At 60.7% G+C, this 17441-nt stretch carries 12 protein-coding genes; 8 read left to right on the top strand and 4 right to left on the bottom strand.

Annotated elements, in window-relative coordinates; translation table 11 throughout:
• Window positions 1-182, bottom strand: a 182-nt coding sequence (locus ACRER8_RS09130; protein WP_431746002.1) for a hypothetical protein, incomplete at its 3' end; no start/stop codon positions are given.
• Between the two features lie 5 nt (window positions 183-187).
• On the bottom strand, window positions 188-1183 hold the full coding sequence (locus tag ACRER8_RS09125) for an aldo/keto reductase (protein ID WP_431746001.1): 996 nt from the start codon (window positions 1181-1183) through the stop codon (window positions 188-190).
• A gap of 135 nt (window positions 1184-1318) precedes the next feature.
• Between ACRER8_RS09125 and ACRER8_RS09120 the strand changes: the two genes are divergently transcribed.
• The 8 genes from ACRER8_RS09120 (at window position 1319) to ACRER8_RS09085 (ending at window position 15275) form a co-directional block, all read left to right on the top strand.
• A complete protein-coding gene (locus ACRER8_RS09120; RefSeq protein ID WP_431746000.1) occupies window positions 1319-2248 on the top strand; it encodes a LysR family transcriptional regulator in 930 nt (309 codons plus the stop codon).
• A 129-nt stretch (window positions 2249-2377) separates the two neighbouring features.
• Window positions 2378-2878 carry a thiol peroxidase gene (gene tpx, locus ACRER8_RS09115; protein WP_431745999.1) on the top strand — a complete coding sequence of 167 codons (501 nt, stop codon included), beginning with the start codon at window positions 2378-2380 and terminating at the stop codon, window positions 2876-2878.
• Window positions 2879-3072: 194 nt separating this feature from the next.
• Complete coding sequence (locus ACRER8_RS09110) at window positions 3073-4413, top strand: MdtA/MuxA family multidrug efflux RND transporter periplasmic adaptor subunit (RefSeq protein ID WP_431746005.1); 1341 nt, start codon at window positions 3073-3075, stop codon at window positions 4411-4413.
• Complete coding sequence (locus tag ACRER8_RS09105; RefSeq protein WP_431745998.1) at window positions 4410-7505, top strand: MdtB/MuxB family multidrug efflux RND transporter permease subunit; 3096 nt, start codon at window positions 4410-4412, stop codon at window positions 7503-7505. Before ACRER8_RS09110 ends, ACRER8_RS09105 begins: the two co-directional genes overlap by 4 nt.
• 94 nt (window positions 7506-7599) lie before the next feature.
• Window positions 7600-10707 carry an efflux RND transporter permease subunit gene (locus tag ACRER8_RS09100; protein WP_431745997.1) on the top strand — a complete coding sequence of 1036 codons (3108 nt, stop codon included), beginning with the start codon at window positions 7600-7602 and terminating at the stop codon, window positions 10705-10707.
• Window positions 10704-12194, top strand: coding sequence for an efflux transporter outer membrane subunit (locus ACRER8_RS09095; protein WP_431745996.1), 1491 nt, complete (start codon window positions 10704-10706; stop codon window positions 12192-12194). The genes ACRER8_RS09100 and ACRER8_RS09095 overlap by 4 nt, the downstream gene beginning before the upstream one ends.
• Before the next feature lie 123 nt (window positions 12195-12317).
• A complete protein-coding gene (locus tag ACRER8_RS09090) occupies window positions 12318-14408 on the top strand; it encodes a putative bifunctional diguanylate cyclase/phosphodiesterase (protein ID WP_431745995.1) in 2091 nt (696 codons plus the stop codon).
• A gap of 120 nt (window positions 14409-14528) precedes the next feature.
• Entirely contained in the window at window positions 14529-15275 is a 747-nt protein-coding gene (locus tag ACRER8_RS09085; RefSeq protein ID WP_431745994.1) for an SDR family oxidoreductase, read from the top strand.
• A 102-nt stretch (window positions 15276-15377) separates the two neighbouring features.
• Here the strand turns inward: ACRER8_RS09085 and mapR are convergent, their stop codons facing one another.
• Together mapR and ACRER8_RS09075 are read right to left on the bottom strand one after the other, a co-directional pair.
• The gene (mapR, locus tag ACRER8_RS09080) at window positions 15378-16823 is read right to left on the bottom strand and encodes a GntR family transcriptional regulator MpaR (protein WP_431745993.1); all 1446 of its coding nucleotides are present in this window, start codon (window positions 16821-16823) and stop codon (window positions 15378-15380) included.
• Window positions 16824-17055: 232 nt separating this feature from the next.
• Complete coding sequence (locus ACRER8_RS09075; RefSeq protein WP_431745992.1) at window positions 17056-17304, bottom strand: DUF3203 family protein; 249 nt, start codon at window positions 17302-17304, stop codon at window positions 17056-17058.
• Window positions 17305-17441 lie beyond the last annotated feature (137 nt).

Here is a 17441-nt window from a genome sequence, read left to right as displayed (position 1 = left end):
CGTGTCAGACCGCACAACTGTAGCTGCTCCACCGCATTCGCCAGCAAGCCGGCTCCTACAGGTTTTGTTACGGTCGGCAGAAACCCTGGCTTGCCGGCGGCGGCGGCCTGGAATACGCCACCGCCGGCAAGCCGGACTGCTACAGAATCATCTACCCGCGATCGTTCCGCCGGCAGTGTCATAACGATCAGCCATTGACCAGCTTCATCGCCGCTTCCGTATAGCGCCCACCCGCAACCGCGGCCACCGGGAACAGATCCTTCAACGCCTGTAGTTCGCTGGCACTGAGCTGTACATCCAGCGCCGCCACGTTTTCTTCCAGATACTTGCGTTGTTTGGTGCCTGGAATCGGGATGACGTCGCTGCCCTGCGCAAGCACCCAGGCCAGGGCCAGTTGACCGGCGCTGAGGCCTTTGTCTGTCGCCAACTGCTGAACTTTCTCGACCAGCAACAGGTTCTTGGCAAAGTTCTCGCCCTGAAAACGCGGGCTGCTGCGGCGATAATCGTCGGCCGCAAAATCATCAGGGCTTTTCAGGGTGCCGGTCAAAAAGCCACGGCCCAGCGGGCTGTAAGGCACGAATGCGATACCGAGGCGTCGGCAAGTTTCCAATACGCCGTTCTCTTCAGGCTCGCGACTCCACAGCGAGTATTCCGTTTGCAGGGCGGCGATCGGATGGATCTTGTGAGCACGTTCCAGAGTACCTGCCGATGCCTCACTCAAGCCCAGATAGCGAACCTTGCCGGCCTTCACCAACTCGGCCATGGCGCCAACTGACTCCTCGATGGTGATGTTCGGGTCGATACGGTGCTGGTAATACAGGTCCAACGTATCGATCTTCAGACGCTGCAAAGTGCCCTCGATGGCGGACTTGATGTATTCAGGACTGCCATTGACGCCTCGGGCGGCGGCATCGCCCGGCGTGCGCACAATGCCGAATTTACTGGCGATAAAGGCCTGGTCGCGCTTACCCGCCAACGCTTTGCCGAGCAATTGCTCGTTAGTGTGAGGGCCATACATGTCGGCGGTGTCGAACAGCGTGACTCCAAGTTCCAGCGCGCGATGGATCGTTGCGATCGCTTCCTGTGTGTCGCCGCCTGTGGTGTAGAAATCGGTCATGCCCATGCAGCCCAGACCGACGGCCGAGACCTGAGGTCCGTTTTTGCCGAGTTGACGCGTTTGCATGATGGTTTCCTTTCTTGGCTTTTGGAGGGTTTCAAGACTCGCTCATTGTTGCCCCTCGACAGATTGACGATAAACCGGCTAAAAGTGCTTTCAGTGTTGGCTATTTCTAAATAATCATCCTGCGCCGGAGTCGAGATGGACCGATTCAATGCCATGCGTGCCTTTACCCGCATCGTCGAGCTGGGCGGTTTCGGTAAGGCCGCCGATAGCCTGCACATGCCGCGCGCCTCGGTGACCATTCTCATCAAGCAACTGGAGGCCCACCTTGGCGTGCAACTGCTGCTGCGCACCACGCGCCAGGTCACGCCCACGCTGGACGGTCAGGCCTACTACCAACGTTGCGTCAGCCTGCTCAACGATCTGGACGATACCGAGTCGGTGTTTTCTTCCGTGGCGAAAGCGCCCGAGGGGGTGCTGAGGGTCGATATGCCTTCGGGTTTCGGACGGCTGATTCTCATGCCGGCGCTGCCTGAATTCACAGAGCGCTATCCCGGACTGGAAATGGAAGTGGGCATGAGTGACCGCCCGGTGGATCTGATTCGTGATGGCTTCGATTGCGTGATACGCGGCGGACAGCCACTGGACCACTCCCTGGTGGCGCGGCCGTTGGCGCAAATGCGTCAGGTCGTCTGCGCCAGTCGGGATTATCTGGACCGCTACGGAACGCCGTTGACCCTGGAGGATCTGGCACGGCACAAGGTCATCGAATACTTTTCCACTACCTCTAATAAACGCTATGGCCTGGAGTTCGTCATAGAGGGTAGGGCGCAGGAACTCAATCTTCCCAAGACGCTGGCGACCAACAGCGCCGACGGTTATCTGGCCGCGTGCAGCGCTGGCTATGGCTTGGTGCAGACGCCTTATTACCATGTCGCCGAGTCACTGCAGCGGGGCGCGTTGATCGAGGTGTTGGGGGATTGTCTACAACCCCGTCTTCCATTGACCGCGCTGTACCCGGCTCATCGGCAGATGTCGCGCCGGGTCAGGGTGTTCGTCGACTGGCTGGTGGATTTGTGCGCACGACCGGGCCTGCTGGATAAACTCGTTGCAGGACGCACAACCTGACAACAAATTCATCTATACCGGTAGGTCGCTTCCCGGTTTCGTGGTTAACTTCCTGCCTTATCGCATTGCCCTAACGCACTGCCGTACAACAACCCTGAAACCCGCCCCTTCAGAATAAGGACTCAGCTCATGGCTCAAGTGACTCGCAGAGGCTCCCCGGTACAAATCAGCGGCGAATTGCCGAAAGTCGGCAGCAAGGCGCCGGCCTTCAAACTGGTCGGCGGCGACCTGGCTGACGTGACCCTGGAAACCTTTGCCGGCAAGCGCAAAGTGCTGAACATCTTCCCAAGCGTTGACACCCCGACCTGCGCCACCTCGGTACGCAAATTCAACGCTCAGGCCAATGACCTGAACAACGCGGTGGTGCTATGCATCTCTGCCGACCTGCCGTTTGCCCAGGCGCGTTTCTGCGGTGCCGAGGGCCTTGAAAACGTGAAAAACCTGTCTACCATGCGTGGCGCCGAGTTCCTGCAGGACTACGGTGTTGCCATCGCCGACGGTCCGATGGTCGGCCTGACCACTCGCGCGGTGGTGGTACTGGACGAAAACGATACCGTCCTGCACAGCGAGCTGGTTCCGGAAATCGGTCAGGAACCGAACTACGAAGCCGCGCTGGCAGTGCTCAAGTAAGTTGTTCGTTGCGCATTGCCTGACCGCGCTTGGCAATACATCGCAGCAGAAAACGGCCTGAGTCGATCAGGCCGTTTTTATTTGCAGCTCAGCACCTTACCAAAGTAAGCACTAGGTAAATTGCCGGTAAAGGCCCTTTGCTTGGCACATAACTATGCTTATTGTTCAGCCTCCCGAAGACGCTCACGCGCAAACTGGTTGACTTATTCATGCAATCGTCTGGTCCTCGTAACTCCCGTCGCTGGCTGATTAGCCTGTTGGTCTTATTGATTGTCGCGGCTGTCTGCTGGCATTTCTGGCCTGGCTCGGCTGCAAAAACCGACGCCACCGCGCAAAAAAGCGAACAGCCGCACAAGGGGGCCAGCCGCAGTGGCGGGGCCGGGAAGGTAGCCGCCCAGCGTCCAGGATTCGGCGGCGCCACAGGCCCGATTCCGGTGCGTGTCGCGCCTGTCACCACTGGGGACTTCCCGATCTACTACAAGGCGTTGGGCACTGTCACCGCGCTCAATACCATTAACGTGCGCAGCCGGGTGGCGGGCGAACTGGTCAAGATCAACTTCCAGGAAGGCCAGCAGGTCAAGGCCGGCGACCTGCTGGCGGTGATCGACCCCCGCAGTTACCAGATCGCGCTGCAACAGGCCGAAGGTACGCTGATGCAGAATCAGGCGCTGCTGAAGAATGCGCAGATCGACGTGCAGCGTTATCGCGACCTGTTCAAGCAAGACAGTATCGCCAAACAGACCCTGGACACCGCCGAGTCGCTGGTGGGCCAGTATCTAGGCACGATCAAGACCAATCAGGCGGCGGTGGGCGACGCCAAACTCAACCTCGACTTCACCCAGATCCGCGCGCCGATCTCCGGCCGCATCGGTCTGCGTCAGCTGGATGTGGGCAATCTGGTAGCGGCCAACGACACTACGGCGCTGGCGGTGATCACGCAGACCAAACCGATCACGGTCAACTTCACCCTCCCGGAAAAAGACCTGGCCGACGTGATCGGCCATTATCGCAGCGGTGACAAGCTGCCGGTCGAGGCTTGGGATCGTGGCGACGTCAAACTGCAGGCCACGGGCGTGCTGGCGAGTATCGACAACCAGATCGATATCACCACCGGCACGCTGAAATTCAAGGCGCGCTTCGATAATGAAAGCGAGGCGCTGTTCCCCAACCAGTTCGTTAATGCGCGGCTTTTGGCCACCACCATGAAAAACGTGGTGTTGGTGCCTTCGGCGGCAGTGCAGTTCGGGGTCAACGGGACATTCGTCTACGTGATGGATGGCGACAAGAAAGTCCGCATCCGTCAGCTGAAAACCGGGCCGAGCGATGAAAACTCCACCGTCATCACCGAAGGTCTGGCGGCAGGCGATCGGGTGGTGCTGGAAGGCACTGACCGCCTGAAGGACGGCAGCGATGTCGACGTGGTCAACGACAGCAAGGATGTGCCGGTCACGCCGGGCCAGAAGCTGCAAGGCCAGCCGTCCAAGGAATCCGGCGAATCGGCAGGCGTCGATAGCGCGAAGAAAGGCAACGTATGAACCTGTCACGCCTGTTCATCCTCAGGCCCGTCGCGACCACGCTGAGCATGCTGGCCATCGTTCTGGCCGGCCTGATCGCTTACACCTTGCTGCCGGTATCGGCGTTGCCTCAGGTGGACTACCCGACGATCCGGGTCATGACGCTGTATCCCGGCGCCAGCCCGCAAGTGATGACCAGTGCGGTGACCGCGCCGCTGGAGCGTCAGTTCGGACAGATGCCAGGCTTGACGCAGATGGCTTCCACCAGTTCCGGCGGCGCGTCGGTGATCACCCTGCGTTTCAGCCTGGACATCAACATGGATGTCGCCGAGCAGGAAGTGCAGGCCGCGATCAACGGCGCGACCAATCTGCTGCCAACCGATCTGCCGGCGCCACCGACGTATAACAAGGTCAACCCGGCTGATACCCCGGTGCTGACCCTGGCCATCACCTCGAAAACCATGCTCCTGCCCAAGCTCAATGATCTGGTCGATACGCGCATGGCGCAGAAGATCGCGCAGATCAGCGGCGTCGGCATGGTCAGCATCGCGGGCGGCCAGCGTCAGGCGGTGCGGATCAAGGTCAACCCCGATGCACTGGCCGCCAACGGCCTGAACCTGTCGGACGTGCGCACGCTGGTCAGCGCCTCCAACGTCAACACGCCCAAGGGCAACTTCGATGGTCCGACCCGGGTGTCGATGCTCGACGCCAACGACCAGCTTAAGTCCCCCGAGGAATACGCCAACCTGATCCTGGCCTACAACAACGGCGGGCCGCTGCGTCTCAAAGACGTCGCACAGATCGTCGATGGCGCGGAAAACGAACGTCTGGCGGCCTGGGCCAATCAAAATCAGGCGGTACTGCTGAACATTCAGCGTCAGCCCGGTGCCAACGTCATCGAGGTGGTCGATCGGATCAAGGCGCTGCTGCCGAGCATCACCGACAACCTGCCTGCCGGTCTGGACGTTGTGGTCCTGACCGACCGCACCCAGACCATTCGCGCTTCGGTCAGCGATGTGCAGCACGAACTGCTGATCTCGATCGTGCTGGTGGTGCTGGTCACTTTTCTGTTTCTGCGCCGTTTCAGCGCCACCATCATCCCGTCCGTGGCCGTACCGCTTTCGCTGGTCGGCACCTTTGGCGTAATGTATCTGGCCGGTTTCTCCGTCAACAACCTGACTTTGATGGCCATGACCATTGCCACCGGTTTTGTGGTGGACGATGCGATCGTGATGCTGGAGAACATTTCCCGGCACCTGGAGGAGGGCGAGACGCCGCTGCAGGCCGCACTCAAGGGCGCCAGGCAGATCGGTTTCACGTTGGTTTCGCTGACTATCTCGCTGATCGCGGTACTGATCCCGCTGCTGTTCATGGCTGACGTGGTTGGACGTCTGTTTCGTGAGTTCGCCATCACGCTGGCAGTGGCGATTCTCATCTCGCTGGTGGTTTCGCTGACGCTGACGCCGATGATGTGCGCGCGGCTGCTCAAGCGTGAGCCCAAGGAAGAAGAACAGGGCCGTTTCTACCGTGCCAGCGGCGTGTGGATCGACTGGCTGATTGCCGGGTATGGGCGCGGGTTGCAATGGGTGCTCAAGCATCAGCCACTGACCCTGCTAATCGCCATCGCCACCCTGGGCATTACCGTGCTGCTGTATCTGGCAGTGCCCAAAGGCTTCTTCCCGGTGCAGGACACCGGTGTGATCCAGGGGATTTCCGAGGCGCCGCAGTCGGTGTCCTTTGCCGCCATGAGCGAGCGTCAGCAGGCGCTGGCGAAGATCATTCTGCAGGACCCAGCGGTGGACAGCCTGTCGTCTTACATCGGTGTGGACGGCGATAATGCCACGCTGAACAGCGGTCGCATGCTGATCAACCTCAAACCCCATAGCCTGCGCGACCTGTCCGCTGCCCAGGTGATTCAACGCCTGCAGCCAGAAGTGGATCAACTGTCGGATATCCGCCTGTTCATGCAGCCGGTGCAGGACCTGACCATCGAAGACCGCGTCAGCCGCACGCAGTATCAGTTCAGCATGTCCTCGCCGGATGCCGAACTGCTCAGCCTGTGGAGCGGCAAGCTGGTCGATGCGCTGGCCGAGCGCCCGGAACTCACCGATGTTGCCAGCGACCTGCAGGACAAGGGTTTGCAGGTCTATCTGAACATCGATCGGGATGCCGCCAGCCGCCTTGGCGTGACGGTCGCCAACATCACCGATGCGCTGTATGACGCTTTCGGTCAGCGGCAGATTTCCACGATCTACACCCAGGCGAGTCAGTACCGCGTGGTACTGCAAGCCGCCGCGGGCAACGAGCTGGGGCCGCAGGCGCTGGAGCAGATTCACGTCAAGACCACCGATGGCGGGCAGGTCAAGCTGTCGAGTCTGGCCCAGGTCGAACAGCGTCAGGCGCAACTGGCCATTGCGCACATGGGCCAGTTCCCGGCGGTGATGATGTCGTTCAACCTGGCACCCGGCGTAGCCTTGGGCAAGGCCGTGGATGTCATTGAACAGGTGCAGAAGGATATCGGCATGCCGATTGGCGTGCAGACGGAATTCCAGGGTGCCGCCGAAGCCTTCCAGGCGTCGTTGTCGAGCACTCTGTTGCTGGTCCTGGCGGCCGTGGTGACCATGTACATCGTGCTCGGCGTGCTTTACGAGAGCTACATTCACCCGATCACCATCCTCTCGACGCTGCCGTCGGCGGCCATTGGCGCGTTGCTGGCATTGATTCTGAGCGGCAACGACCTGGGCATGATCGCTATCATCGGCATCATTCTGCTGATCGGCATCGTCAAGAAGAACGCGATCATGATGATCGACTTCGCGCTGGACGCTGAACGCAACCGGGGTGTCGATCCTCAGACGGCGATCTACGAAGCCGCGCTGTTGCGCTTCCGGCCGATTCTGATGACCACCCTGGCGGCGCTGTTCGGCGCCATCCCGCTGATGTTCGCCACCGGTTCCGGCGCCGAGTTGCGCCAGCCCCTAGGCCTGGTGATGGTGGGCGGTCTGCTGGTCAGCCAAGTCCTGACGTTATTCACCACGCCGGTCATCTACCTGTATTTCGATCGGTTGGGGCGCAGGTTCCGTCGCTCAGGGAAGACCGAGGTGGCGGTATGACCGGCAGCTGCGAGCTTCGAGCGGCAAGTTGCAAGCTGACTAGCGGCGCGGCTCTTTCCCGTGACTGGCCGCTCGATGCTTGGAGCTGCTTCTCGTGAATCTTTCTGCGCCTTTTATCCGTCGGCCTGTGGCGACGTTGCTCCTGAGCCTGGCGATCATGTTGCTGGGCGGGATGAGCTTCAATCTGCTGCCCGTGGCGCCACTGCCGAACATGGATTTTCCGGTGATCGTGGTCACGGCATCGTTGCCGGGAGCCAGTCCGGAGATCATGGCGTCCAGCGTGGCCACGCCGCTTGAGCGTTCCCTTGGCACGATTGCCGGGGTCAACACCATGAGCAGCCGGTCGAGTCAGGGCACCACGCGGATCATTCTGCAATTCGACATGGACCGCGACATCAATGGCGCCGCCCGGGAAGTCCAGGCCGCGATCAACGCCTCGCGCAACCTGCTGCCAAGCGGGATGCGCAGCATGCCGACGTACAAGAAGGTCAATCCGTCTCAGGCGCCGATCATGGTCCTGTCGCTAACCTCCGACGTGCTGGAAAAAGGCCAGTTGTACGACATGGCGTCGACCATCCTGTCCCAGAGCCTGTCCCAGGTGAACGGTGTGGGCGAGGTGCAGATCGGCGGCAGTTCGTTGCCTGCAGTGCGAGTCGAACTGGAACCCAAGTTGCTCGATCAGTACGGCGTGTCGCTGGACGATGTGCGCACTACCATTTCCGGGTCCAATGTGCGTCGCCCGAAAGGCTCGGTCGAGAATGCCGAGCAAAACTGGCAGGTGCAGGCCAATGATCAACTGGAGAAGGCCAAGGACTACGAGCCGCTGGTAATTCGCTACCAGAACGGCGCAACTCTGCGTCTCAAGGACGTGGCCAAGGTCAAGGATTCGGTCGAGGACCGCTACAACAGCGGCTTCTTCAATGAAAAATCCGCGGTGCTGCTGGTGATCAACCGCCAGGCCGGGGCCAACATCATCGAAACGGTGGCGGCGATCAAGGCGCAGTTACCTGCCTTGCAAGCCGTGCTTCCGGCCAGCGTCAAGCTGGATCTGGCCATGGACCGCTCGCCGGTGATCAAGGCCACGCTGCACGAAGCGGAAATGACCCTGCTCATCGCCGTGGTGCTGGTGATCATGGTGGTGTTCCTGTTTCTCGGCAATTTCCGCGCTTCATTGATACCGACCCTGGCCGTGCCGGTCTCCTTGGTCGGCACCTTCGCCATCATGTACCTGTGCGGTTTTTCCCTGAACAACCTGTCGCTGATGGCGCTGATTCTCGCCACGGGCCTGGTGGTGGACGATGCGATCGTCGTGCTGGAAAACATCTCGCGGCATATCGACGAGGGTGTGCCGCCGATGCAGGCGGCCTATCGAGGGGCCGAGGAGGTGGGCTTTACCTTGCTGTCGATGAACGTGTCGCTGGTGGCGGTGTTCATCTCGATCCTGTTCATGGGCGGGCTGGTGGAAAGCCTGTTCCGCGAATTCTCCATCACCCTGTCGGTGTCCATCGTGGTATCGCTGGTGGTTTCGCTGACTCTGACGCCAATGCTCTGCGCGCGCTGGCTCAAGCCTCATGTACCGGGCACGGAAAACCGCTTGCAGCGCTGGAGCCAGCGGGTCAATGACCGCATGATTGCCGGTTACGACCGCAGCCTGGGCTGGGTGCTGCGTCATCGGCGCCTGACCATGCTCACCCTGCTGATCACCATTGGCGTCAACATCGCGCTATATGTGGTGGTGCCTAAAACCTTCCTGCCACAACAGGACACCGGGCAGTTGATGGGTTTCGTGCGCGGCGATGACGGGCTGTCGTTCTCGGTGATGCAGCCGAAAATGGACGTGTTCCGCACAGCGATCCTCAAGGATCCCGCCGTGGAAAGCGTGGCCGGATTCATCGGTGGCAACGGCGGCACCGGTAACGCCTTCATCATCGTGCGCCTGAAACCAATTTCCGAGCGCAAGATCGGCGCCGAGCAGGTGGTCGAACGGCTGCGTAAGGAGATGCCGCAAGTGCCGGGCGGACGCCTGTTTCTGCAACCGGATCAGGACTTGCAACTGGGCGGTGGTCGTGAACAGACCAGCTCGCAATACCAGTACATCTTGCAAAGCGGCGATCTGGAAAGCCTGCGCTATTGGTATCCGAAAGTGGTCGAGGCGCTCAGATCGCTCAAGGAACTGACCGCCATCGATGCCCATGACGGCGGCGGCACCCAGCAAGTGACCCTGGTTGTCGACCGTGACGCCGCCAAGCGTCTGGGCATCGACATGAACCTGGTCACCACCGTACTGAATAACGCCTACAGCCAGCGTCAGGTCTCGACCATCTATGATCCGCTGAACCAGTATCAGGTGGTGATGGAGGTCAATCCGAAATATGCCCTGGACCCGATCACGCTGGAGCAGGTGCAGGTGATCACCGCCGATGGCGCCCGGGTGCCGTTGTCGACCATCGCGCACTATGAGCGCAGCCTGGAAGACGACCGGGTGAACCATGACGGCCAGTTCGCTTCGGACAACGTGTCGTTCGACCTCGCCGACGGCGTGACGCTGGATCAGGCCACGGTGGCGATCGAACGCGCAGTGGCGGCGGTGGGCCTGCCGGAAGACGTGATCGCCAAGATGGCCGGCACCGCCGACGCGTTCGCGGCCACTCAAAAGAGCCAGCCCTGGATGATTCTTGGGGCCTTGGTCGCGGTGTATCTGGTGCTCGGGATTCTGTATGAAAGCTACGTTCATCCGCTGACGATTCTGTCGACCCTGCCGTCAGCCGGTGTTGGTGCATTGTTGAGCATCTACCTCACCGGCGGCCAGTTCAGTCTGATTTCCCTGCTGGGGCTGTTTTTGCTGATCGGCGTGGTGAAAAAGAACGCGATCCTGATGATCGACCTGGCGCTGCAACTGGAACGCGGCAGCGGCATGACGCCGCTGGAGTCGATTCGCAACGCTTGTCTGCAACGTCTGCGACCAATCCTGATGACCACCCTGGCAGCGATTCTCGGCGCCGTGCCGTTACTGCTCAGCAGTGCCGAAGGAGCGGAAATGCGCCGTCCGCTGGGTCTGACCATCATTGGCGGGCTGATCCTCAGCCAGATTCTTACGCTGTACACCACACCTGTGGTTTACCTTTACCTCGACCGTCTGCGCCACCGCGTCAACAAGTGGCGCGGTGTGCGGACGGATGCTGCCCTGGAAACTCCGCTATGAATCATCGCCTGAACATTTCGATCAAACAGCGGACGTTGCCTTTGCGGCGCACCTTCACGCTCAGCCTGTGCGCGTTGTTGCTGAGCGCCTGCGCGGTAGGCCCCGACTATAAGAAGCCCGATGTCACCACGCCCGCCCACTTCAAGCAGGCCGAAGGCTGGACTCAGGCCAATCCCAGTGACGCCATCGCTCGCGGCGCCTGGTGGGAAATCTACGGCGACGCGCAGCTGAACGGGTTGGTGGAAAAGCTCAACACCTCGAACCAGACCGTGGCTCAATACGAAGCGCAATACCGTCAGGCCGAGGCGTTGGTGCGCAGTGCCCGCGGCGCGTTCTTTCCGACTTTGGACCTGACCACCAGCAAGAACCGCTCAAGCCAGGGTACCGGCAGCAGCAATTCGAGCCTGAGCAGTTCCAGCAGCGGGATTCGCGACACTTATAACGCGCAGTTGGGCGTGAGCTGGGAAGCGGATGTCTGGGGCAAACTGCGCCGCGGACTGGAAGCCGACAGGGCCAATGCTCAGGCCAGTCTTGCGGATTTGGCCTCGATGCAGCTGAGCCTGCAATCGCAACTGGTGCAGAACTACCTGCAGATACGGGTCATCGATGAGCAGAAGCGCCTGCTGGAGTCTACGGTCGAGACCTACGAGCGCTCGCTCGAGCTGACCCAGAACCAGTACCGTGCCGGCATTTCCGGCCGCGATGCAGTGGCCCAGGCACAGACCCAACTGAAAAGCACCCAGGCCGACCTTATTGATCTGGCATGGCAACGTGCGCAATTCGAGAGCGCGATTGCCGTGCTGATGGGGCAAGCGCCGGCGGATTTCAGCCTGGCGCCGACGACCACCGTCCCGGCGTTGCCACAAATCCCGGCGCAGCTGCCCTCGCAGTTGCTGGAGCGTCGCCCGGACATTGCTGCCGCCGAACGTTCGGTGATGTCCGCCAACGCCAATATCGGTGTGGCCAAGGCCGCGTACTACCCCGACTTGACCCTGAGCCTGAACGGCGGCTACAGCAGCAGCACTTTCAGTAATTGGATCGCCTTGCCGAACCGTTTCTGGTCGGTGGGACCGCAACTGGCCATGACGCTGTTCGACGGAGGCCAGCGCGCTGCCGAAGTTGATCGCACCGAAGCCGTATACGACCAGACGGTCGCCCAGTACCGCCAGACCGTGCTGGATGGCTTCAAGGAGGTCGAAGACTACATGGCCCAGTTGCGCGTTTATGAACAGGAGGCAGGGGTGCGCGCAGAGGCGCTGGATGCGGCCCGGGATTCGCTGCGTCTGACCAGCAACCAGTACAAGGCCGGACTGATTGGCTATCTGGATGTCGTGAACGTGCAGACCACGGCGCTGAGCAACGAACGCAGTGTGCTGACCTTGTTGCAGAGCAGACTGATCGCCAGCGTGCAATTGATCGCGGCATTGGGCGGTGGCTGGAGCACCGAAAGCGGTCTGTCACGTGATCCGGAGATTTCCAGGCGGTAAATGCAAGCTAAAGGCATGGTGCCATTATTCGACGGGCTGACGCGACATTCTTGCGGTTTTCGGTAAAATCGCCGGCCATTCATTGGGCGTCGCTGCCCTAGTCGTTGAGTCGTGAGTCACGCCATGCTGATTGGACACTACACGTTGTCGCTGGTCCTGGTTTCCATCCTCGTGGCGATCCTGGCGTCCTATACCGCGCTTGATCTGGCCGGGCGGATTTCCATCGCCAAGGGCAGGGCGATGGTCCTGTGGATCTGCGGTGGCGCGCTGTCCTTGGGCATCGGCATCTGGTCGATGCACTTCATGGGCATGCTCGCCTTCAAGCTGCCCATCGATTTGGGCTTCGATATCACCCTGACTCTGTTGTCGCTGCTGGTGGCGGTGCTGTCATCTGGCTTGGCGCTGTGGCTGGTCAGCCATCAGCATGTACCGCTGCCCCACATTATGGTCGGTGCGCTGGCCATGGGTGTCGGCATCAGCACGATGCATTACACCGGCATGGCCGCGTTACGCATGCAGCCGGGCATCGACTACGATCCTGCCTTGTTCGGCGCGTCGCTGGCCATCGCGGTCACGGCTTCAGGCGCGGCGCTGGTGATCGCCCTGCGTCTGCGCCGGCAAACGCCTTACATACGCCTGCTGCGCGGCGGTGCCGCAGTGGTCATGGGGCTCGCCATCGTCGGCATGCACTACACCGGCATGGCTGCGGCCAATTTCCCCGAAGGCAGCTTCTGCGGCGCGGCGGTGAGCGGGCTGCGCACCGACGGCCTGGACAAGCTGGTGCTGATTACCACGCTTGCGGTGCTGGCGATCACCTTGCTGACCTCGGTGCTCGATGCACGCCTGGAAGCTCGCACGTCGCAGTTGGCGCAATCGCTGAGTGAAGCCAACCGTGAGCTGACTCAGTTGGCCTTGCACGACACCCTGACCGGGCTGCCGAACAGGATTCTGCTCGCCGACCGCATTGAGCAGGCGATGCGCAAGGTTGACTCCCAAGGCGGGCTGTTCGCTTTGATGTTCATGGATCTGGACGGCTTCAAGCCGGTCAACGACGCCTTCGGCCACCATGTCGGTGATCAACTGTTGTGCGAAGTCGCGCTGCGCATGCGCGAGAATTTTCACCGCCACGACACCCTGGCGCGCATTGGCGGCGATGAGTTCGTACTGCTGGTGGAGTTGGAAGACATCAACGACGCGACCACCGTGGCTTCTCGTCAGGTTGGACTGGTCAGCAAGCCCTTCAACGTTCAGGACCATGATTTGCAGGTCACCGTCAGCATCGGTATCTCCCTGTACCCCGGCAACGGCCGCACGCAGCAAGAGCTGCTGATGAACGCCGACGCTGCGATGTACCACGCCAAAAACGCTGGCAAGAACGGTTACAGCTTCTTCGATGCATCGATGAACACCAATGCCCGCAATCACCTGCAACTGCTTCAGGATCTGCGTGTCGGTCTGCGCGAAGGGCAGTTCTGCCTGCATTACCAGCCAAAATTTGCCGCGGGCTCAGGTGAGCCGGTCGGCGCCGAGGCGTTGGTGCGCTGGAATCACCCGGAACATGGCCTGCTGATGCCAGACAAGTTCATCGGCCTTGCGGAAAAGACCGGTCTGATCATCAACCTGGGCGAGTGGGTGCTCAACGAAGCCTGCCGCCAGATGCGCGTCTGGTACGACGCCGGTTACAGCCATTGGCGCATCGCGGTAAATCTCTCGGCGGTGCAGTTCTGCCATGCCGGACTGGTCAGGAATGTGGCGACCTCGCTGGCAGCCCATGGTTTGCCGGCCAACTGCCTGACCCTGGAAATCACCGAAACCACGGCCATGAGCGACGCCGACGCGAGCATGACGGTGCTGCAGAAGCTTTCGAACCTGGGCGTCGACCTGTCCATCGACGATTTTGGCACCGGTTATTCCAGCCTGATGTACCTCAAGCGTCTGCCGGCCAACGAGCTGAAAATCGATAGAGGTTTCGTCCGCGACCTGGAGCACGACAGCGACGATGCAGCGATCGTCTCGGCCATCGTCGCGCTGGGACAGGCGCTGAACCTGCGCATCGTGGCCGAGGGCGTGGAAACCAGCAGTCAGCAGAATTTTCTGACGGAGCTGGGCTGCGATTCATTGCAAGGGTATCTGTTAGGCCATCCGTTGCCAGCGGACCGTTTCATGGCGGATATTAATGCGGCGCAACACCGCGTCTGCGAGAACCCTGTTTGACGTTTCACGCTTTGCATAACACCGGGTCTGTACGAAACGCTTCTGTACGAAACGCCGGCGCGCGCAGCCGCTGCTCGTCAGGGCCCGGAACAAGACTTGAGCTTTGATTCGGACTTTCTCATGGATAAAAACCTCCTCATCACTGGCGGCTCCAGAGGTATTGGCGCCGCCACGGCAGTTCTGGCGGCGGCGCAAGGTTATCGCGTTTGCATCAATTACCTGTCTGACCACCAGGCGGCAGAGCGTGTCTGCGGACAGATTCGCGAAGCGGGAGGCTATGCCATCGCGCTTCAGGCGGACGTCAGTAACGAAGACGAGATCATCCGTCTGTTTTCCCGGGTGGATTCGGAACTGGGGCGGATCAGCGCGCTGGTGAATAATGCGGGAACCGTGGGCGAGACGTCGCGGGTCGAAAACATGTCCGAATTTCGTATGCTCAAGATCATGATGAGCAACGTGGTCGGCCCCATGCTGTGCAGCAAACACGCGCTGCTGCGCATGTTGCCTCGTCATGGCGGTCACGGCGGCAGTATCGTCAACGTGTCTTCGGTGGCGGCGCGCCTGGGCTCGCCGGGTGAGTATGTCGATTACGCAGCGTCCAAGGGTGCGCTGGACACCTTCACCATCGGCCTGGCCAAGGAAGTGGCGGGCGAGGGCGTGCGGGTGAACGCGGTGCGTCCGGGTTACATCTTCACCGAATTTCATGCCTTGAGCGGTGATCCGCAGCGGGTGCGCAAGCTGGAGCCGACCATCCCCATGGGCCGCGGCGGACTGGCCGGTGAAGTGGCTGAAGCGATTCTTTGGTTGCTGTCGGACAAGGCGTCATATTCGACCGGAACGTTCATCGATCTGGGCGGTGGCCGTTAACCCGGATTCACACGCACCTCTGTAGCAGCACGGCTTGCCGGGGGTGTCCTCGAATGTGCTTACCATCGGCAAGCCGGACCGCTACAGGGGGCTGTAATCAGCTCAAATCATCGACCGAATGATCTTGCCGAGCGTCTCCATTGCTCGTTCGCTGGTGTCGTTCCACGGGCTGCCGTAGTTCAGGCGGATGCAATTCTTGAAACGCCGGGTCGGGGAAAAGATCGGCCCGGGGGCGATGCTGATCCCTTGGGCCAGCGCGACCTGAAACACCTTCAGCGAGTCAATCTGCTCCGGCAATTCCACCCACAGAAAATAGCCCCCGGACGGCTGGCTCACGCGGGTTTGCTGAGGGAAATAGCGCGCCACGGCGCCAAGCATGGCGCGCAGTTGGTCTTCCAGACTGATCCGCAGTTTGCGCAGGTGCCGGTCGTAACCACCGTGTTGCAGGTAATCAGCGATTGCAGCCTGGGCGGGCATCGACGCGCACAGCGAGGTCATCAGCTTCAGCCGCTCGACCTTCTGCGCATAACGCCCCGCAGCGACCCAGCCGACCCGGTAGCCAGGCGCCAGGCTCTTGGCAAACGAGCCGCAATGCAGCACCAACCCCTCGGTATCGAAAGCCTTGGCAGGTTTCGGCGCCTGTTGCCCGTAGTACAGCTCGGCGTAGACGTCGTCCTCGATCAGCGGCACCTCGTGCATGCGTAGCAATTCCACGAGTTCGCGCTTGCGCGATTCCGCAACCGTTGCCCCGGTGGGGTTCTGAAAGCTGGTCATGCTCCAGCAGGCCTTGATCGGATAACGCTCGAGTGTCTGTTGAAGAACGCTCAGGTCGATCCCGGTCTGCGGATGGACCGGAATCTCCACCGCCTTGAGTTTCAGGCGTTCCAGCACCTGCAGGCAGGCATAGAATGCAGGCGCCTCGATGGCCACCAGATCGCCCGGTTCGGTGACCGCCTGCAAACACAGGTTCAGGGCCTCCAGCGCACCATTGGTGATCAACAGTTCCTCCATGGGCAGCATTTGCCCGGCGACCATGTAACGCAGGGCTATTTGCCGGCGCAGCACCGGGTTGCCCGGCGACAGATCGCTGACCACCATGCTCGGGTCCATCTCCCGCGTTGCGCTGGCCAATGAGCGAGCCAGCCGCTGCAGCGGAAAAAGTCCCGCGCTGGGAAACGCCGAGCCAAACGGCACGGTATTCGGATCCTTGATCGACTCCAGCACCGAAAAAACCAGCTCACTGACATCCACTTCGGTGGATTCGCCCACGCGTGGCTCCAGCGTTGGCTCCGACCCTGACAGCGCATCACGGCGTCGGGCCGCGAAGGTCTGGTTGAGAAGGGTGTCGTTGACGAAATAGCCAGAGCGCGGCCGGGCGCGGATCAGACCATGGCGTTCCAGAAGGTAATACGCCTGAAACACGGTTGAGGGGCTGATGCCGTGGGTCTGGCTGGCATAGCGCACCGACGGCACACGTTGACCGGCGGCCAGGACGCCGGAGCGAATCAGCTCGGCGATGTCGTCGGCGAATTTTTCGTAGCGTTTCATGGAGGGCTCGCACAGTCGCAATCACCGCACTATGCGCGCCAGGCTGTTTTCAGTACAGCTGCAGATTTCCGGATAAACAGCGGATCAGATGTGGGATTTACGCATTTGCGGCGTACCCGGATTGGTATGCGTCGACGGTGCTCTGTAGCAGTCCGCTTGGCCGCGGCAGCGTCCATTAAGTCGCCACGTCAACAAACCGGACTGCTACCGCACCAACATGACGATTGGGCATCTAGATCACCGGCGAATCCTCACCCGGCTCAACGCCAATGGTGTGATGCCGCAGATCCTTGGCTTTGTACACCGTCAGCGCATCAGCCTCGGCTTCGGTGATCGGAATTATTTTTTCGCCAATCTGCGCCTCAGACATGTGCGTCTTGTCGTTAGTGGTGATTAACACGTCGGTCACTGCGCTGCTGTATGGGGTTCCGTCTACCACAGCTGTGCAGCGTTCGTTGTTATGGTCGAATTCCAGAGGCATGGTCGTACTCCTTCACGGGCATATGGAAATCCGACTGCGTACCGCAAACATCGTTTCCGCTGTCCGACGCAGGGGCGCTGCAGCACTCCGCCCAAACTCTGTGGTCCATTGCTCAACGCATCTTGAGCATGGAACAA

Source organism: Pseudomonas sp. (genome assembly GCF_050739935.1).
Taxonomy (GTDB): Bacteria; Pseudomonadota; Gammaproteobacteria; order Pseudomonadales; family Pseudomonadaceae; genus Aquipseudomonas.
This window is presented reverse-complemented; position numbering and strand designations above follow the sequence as displayed.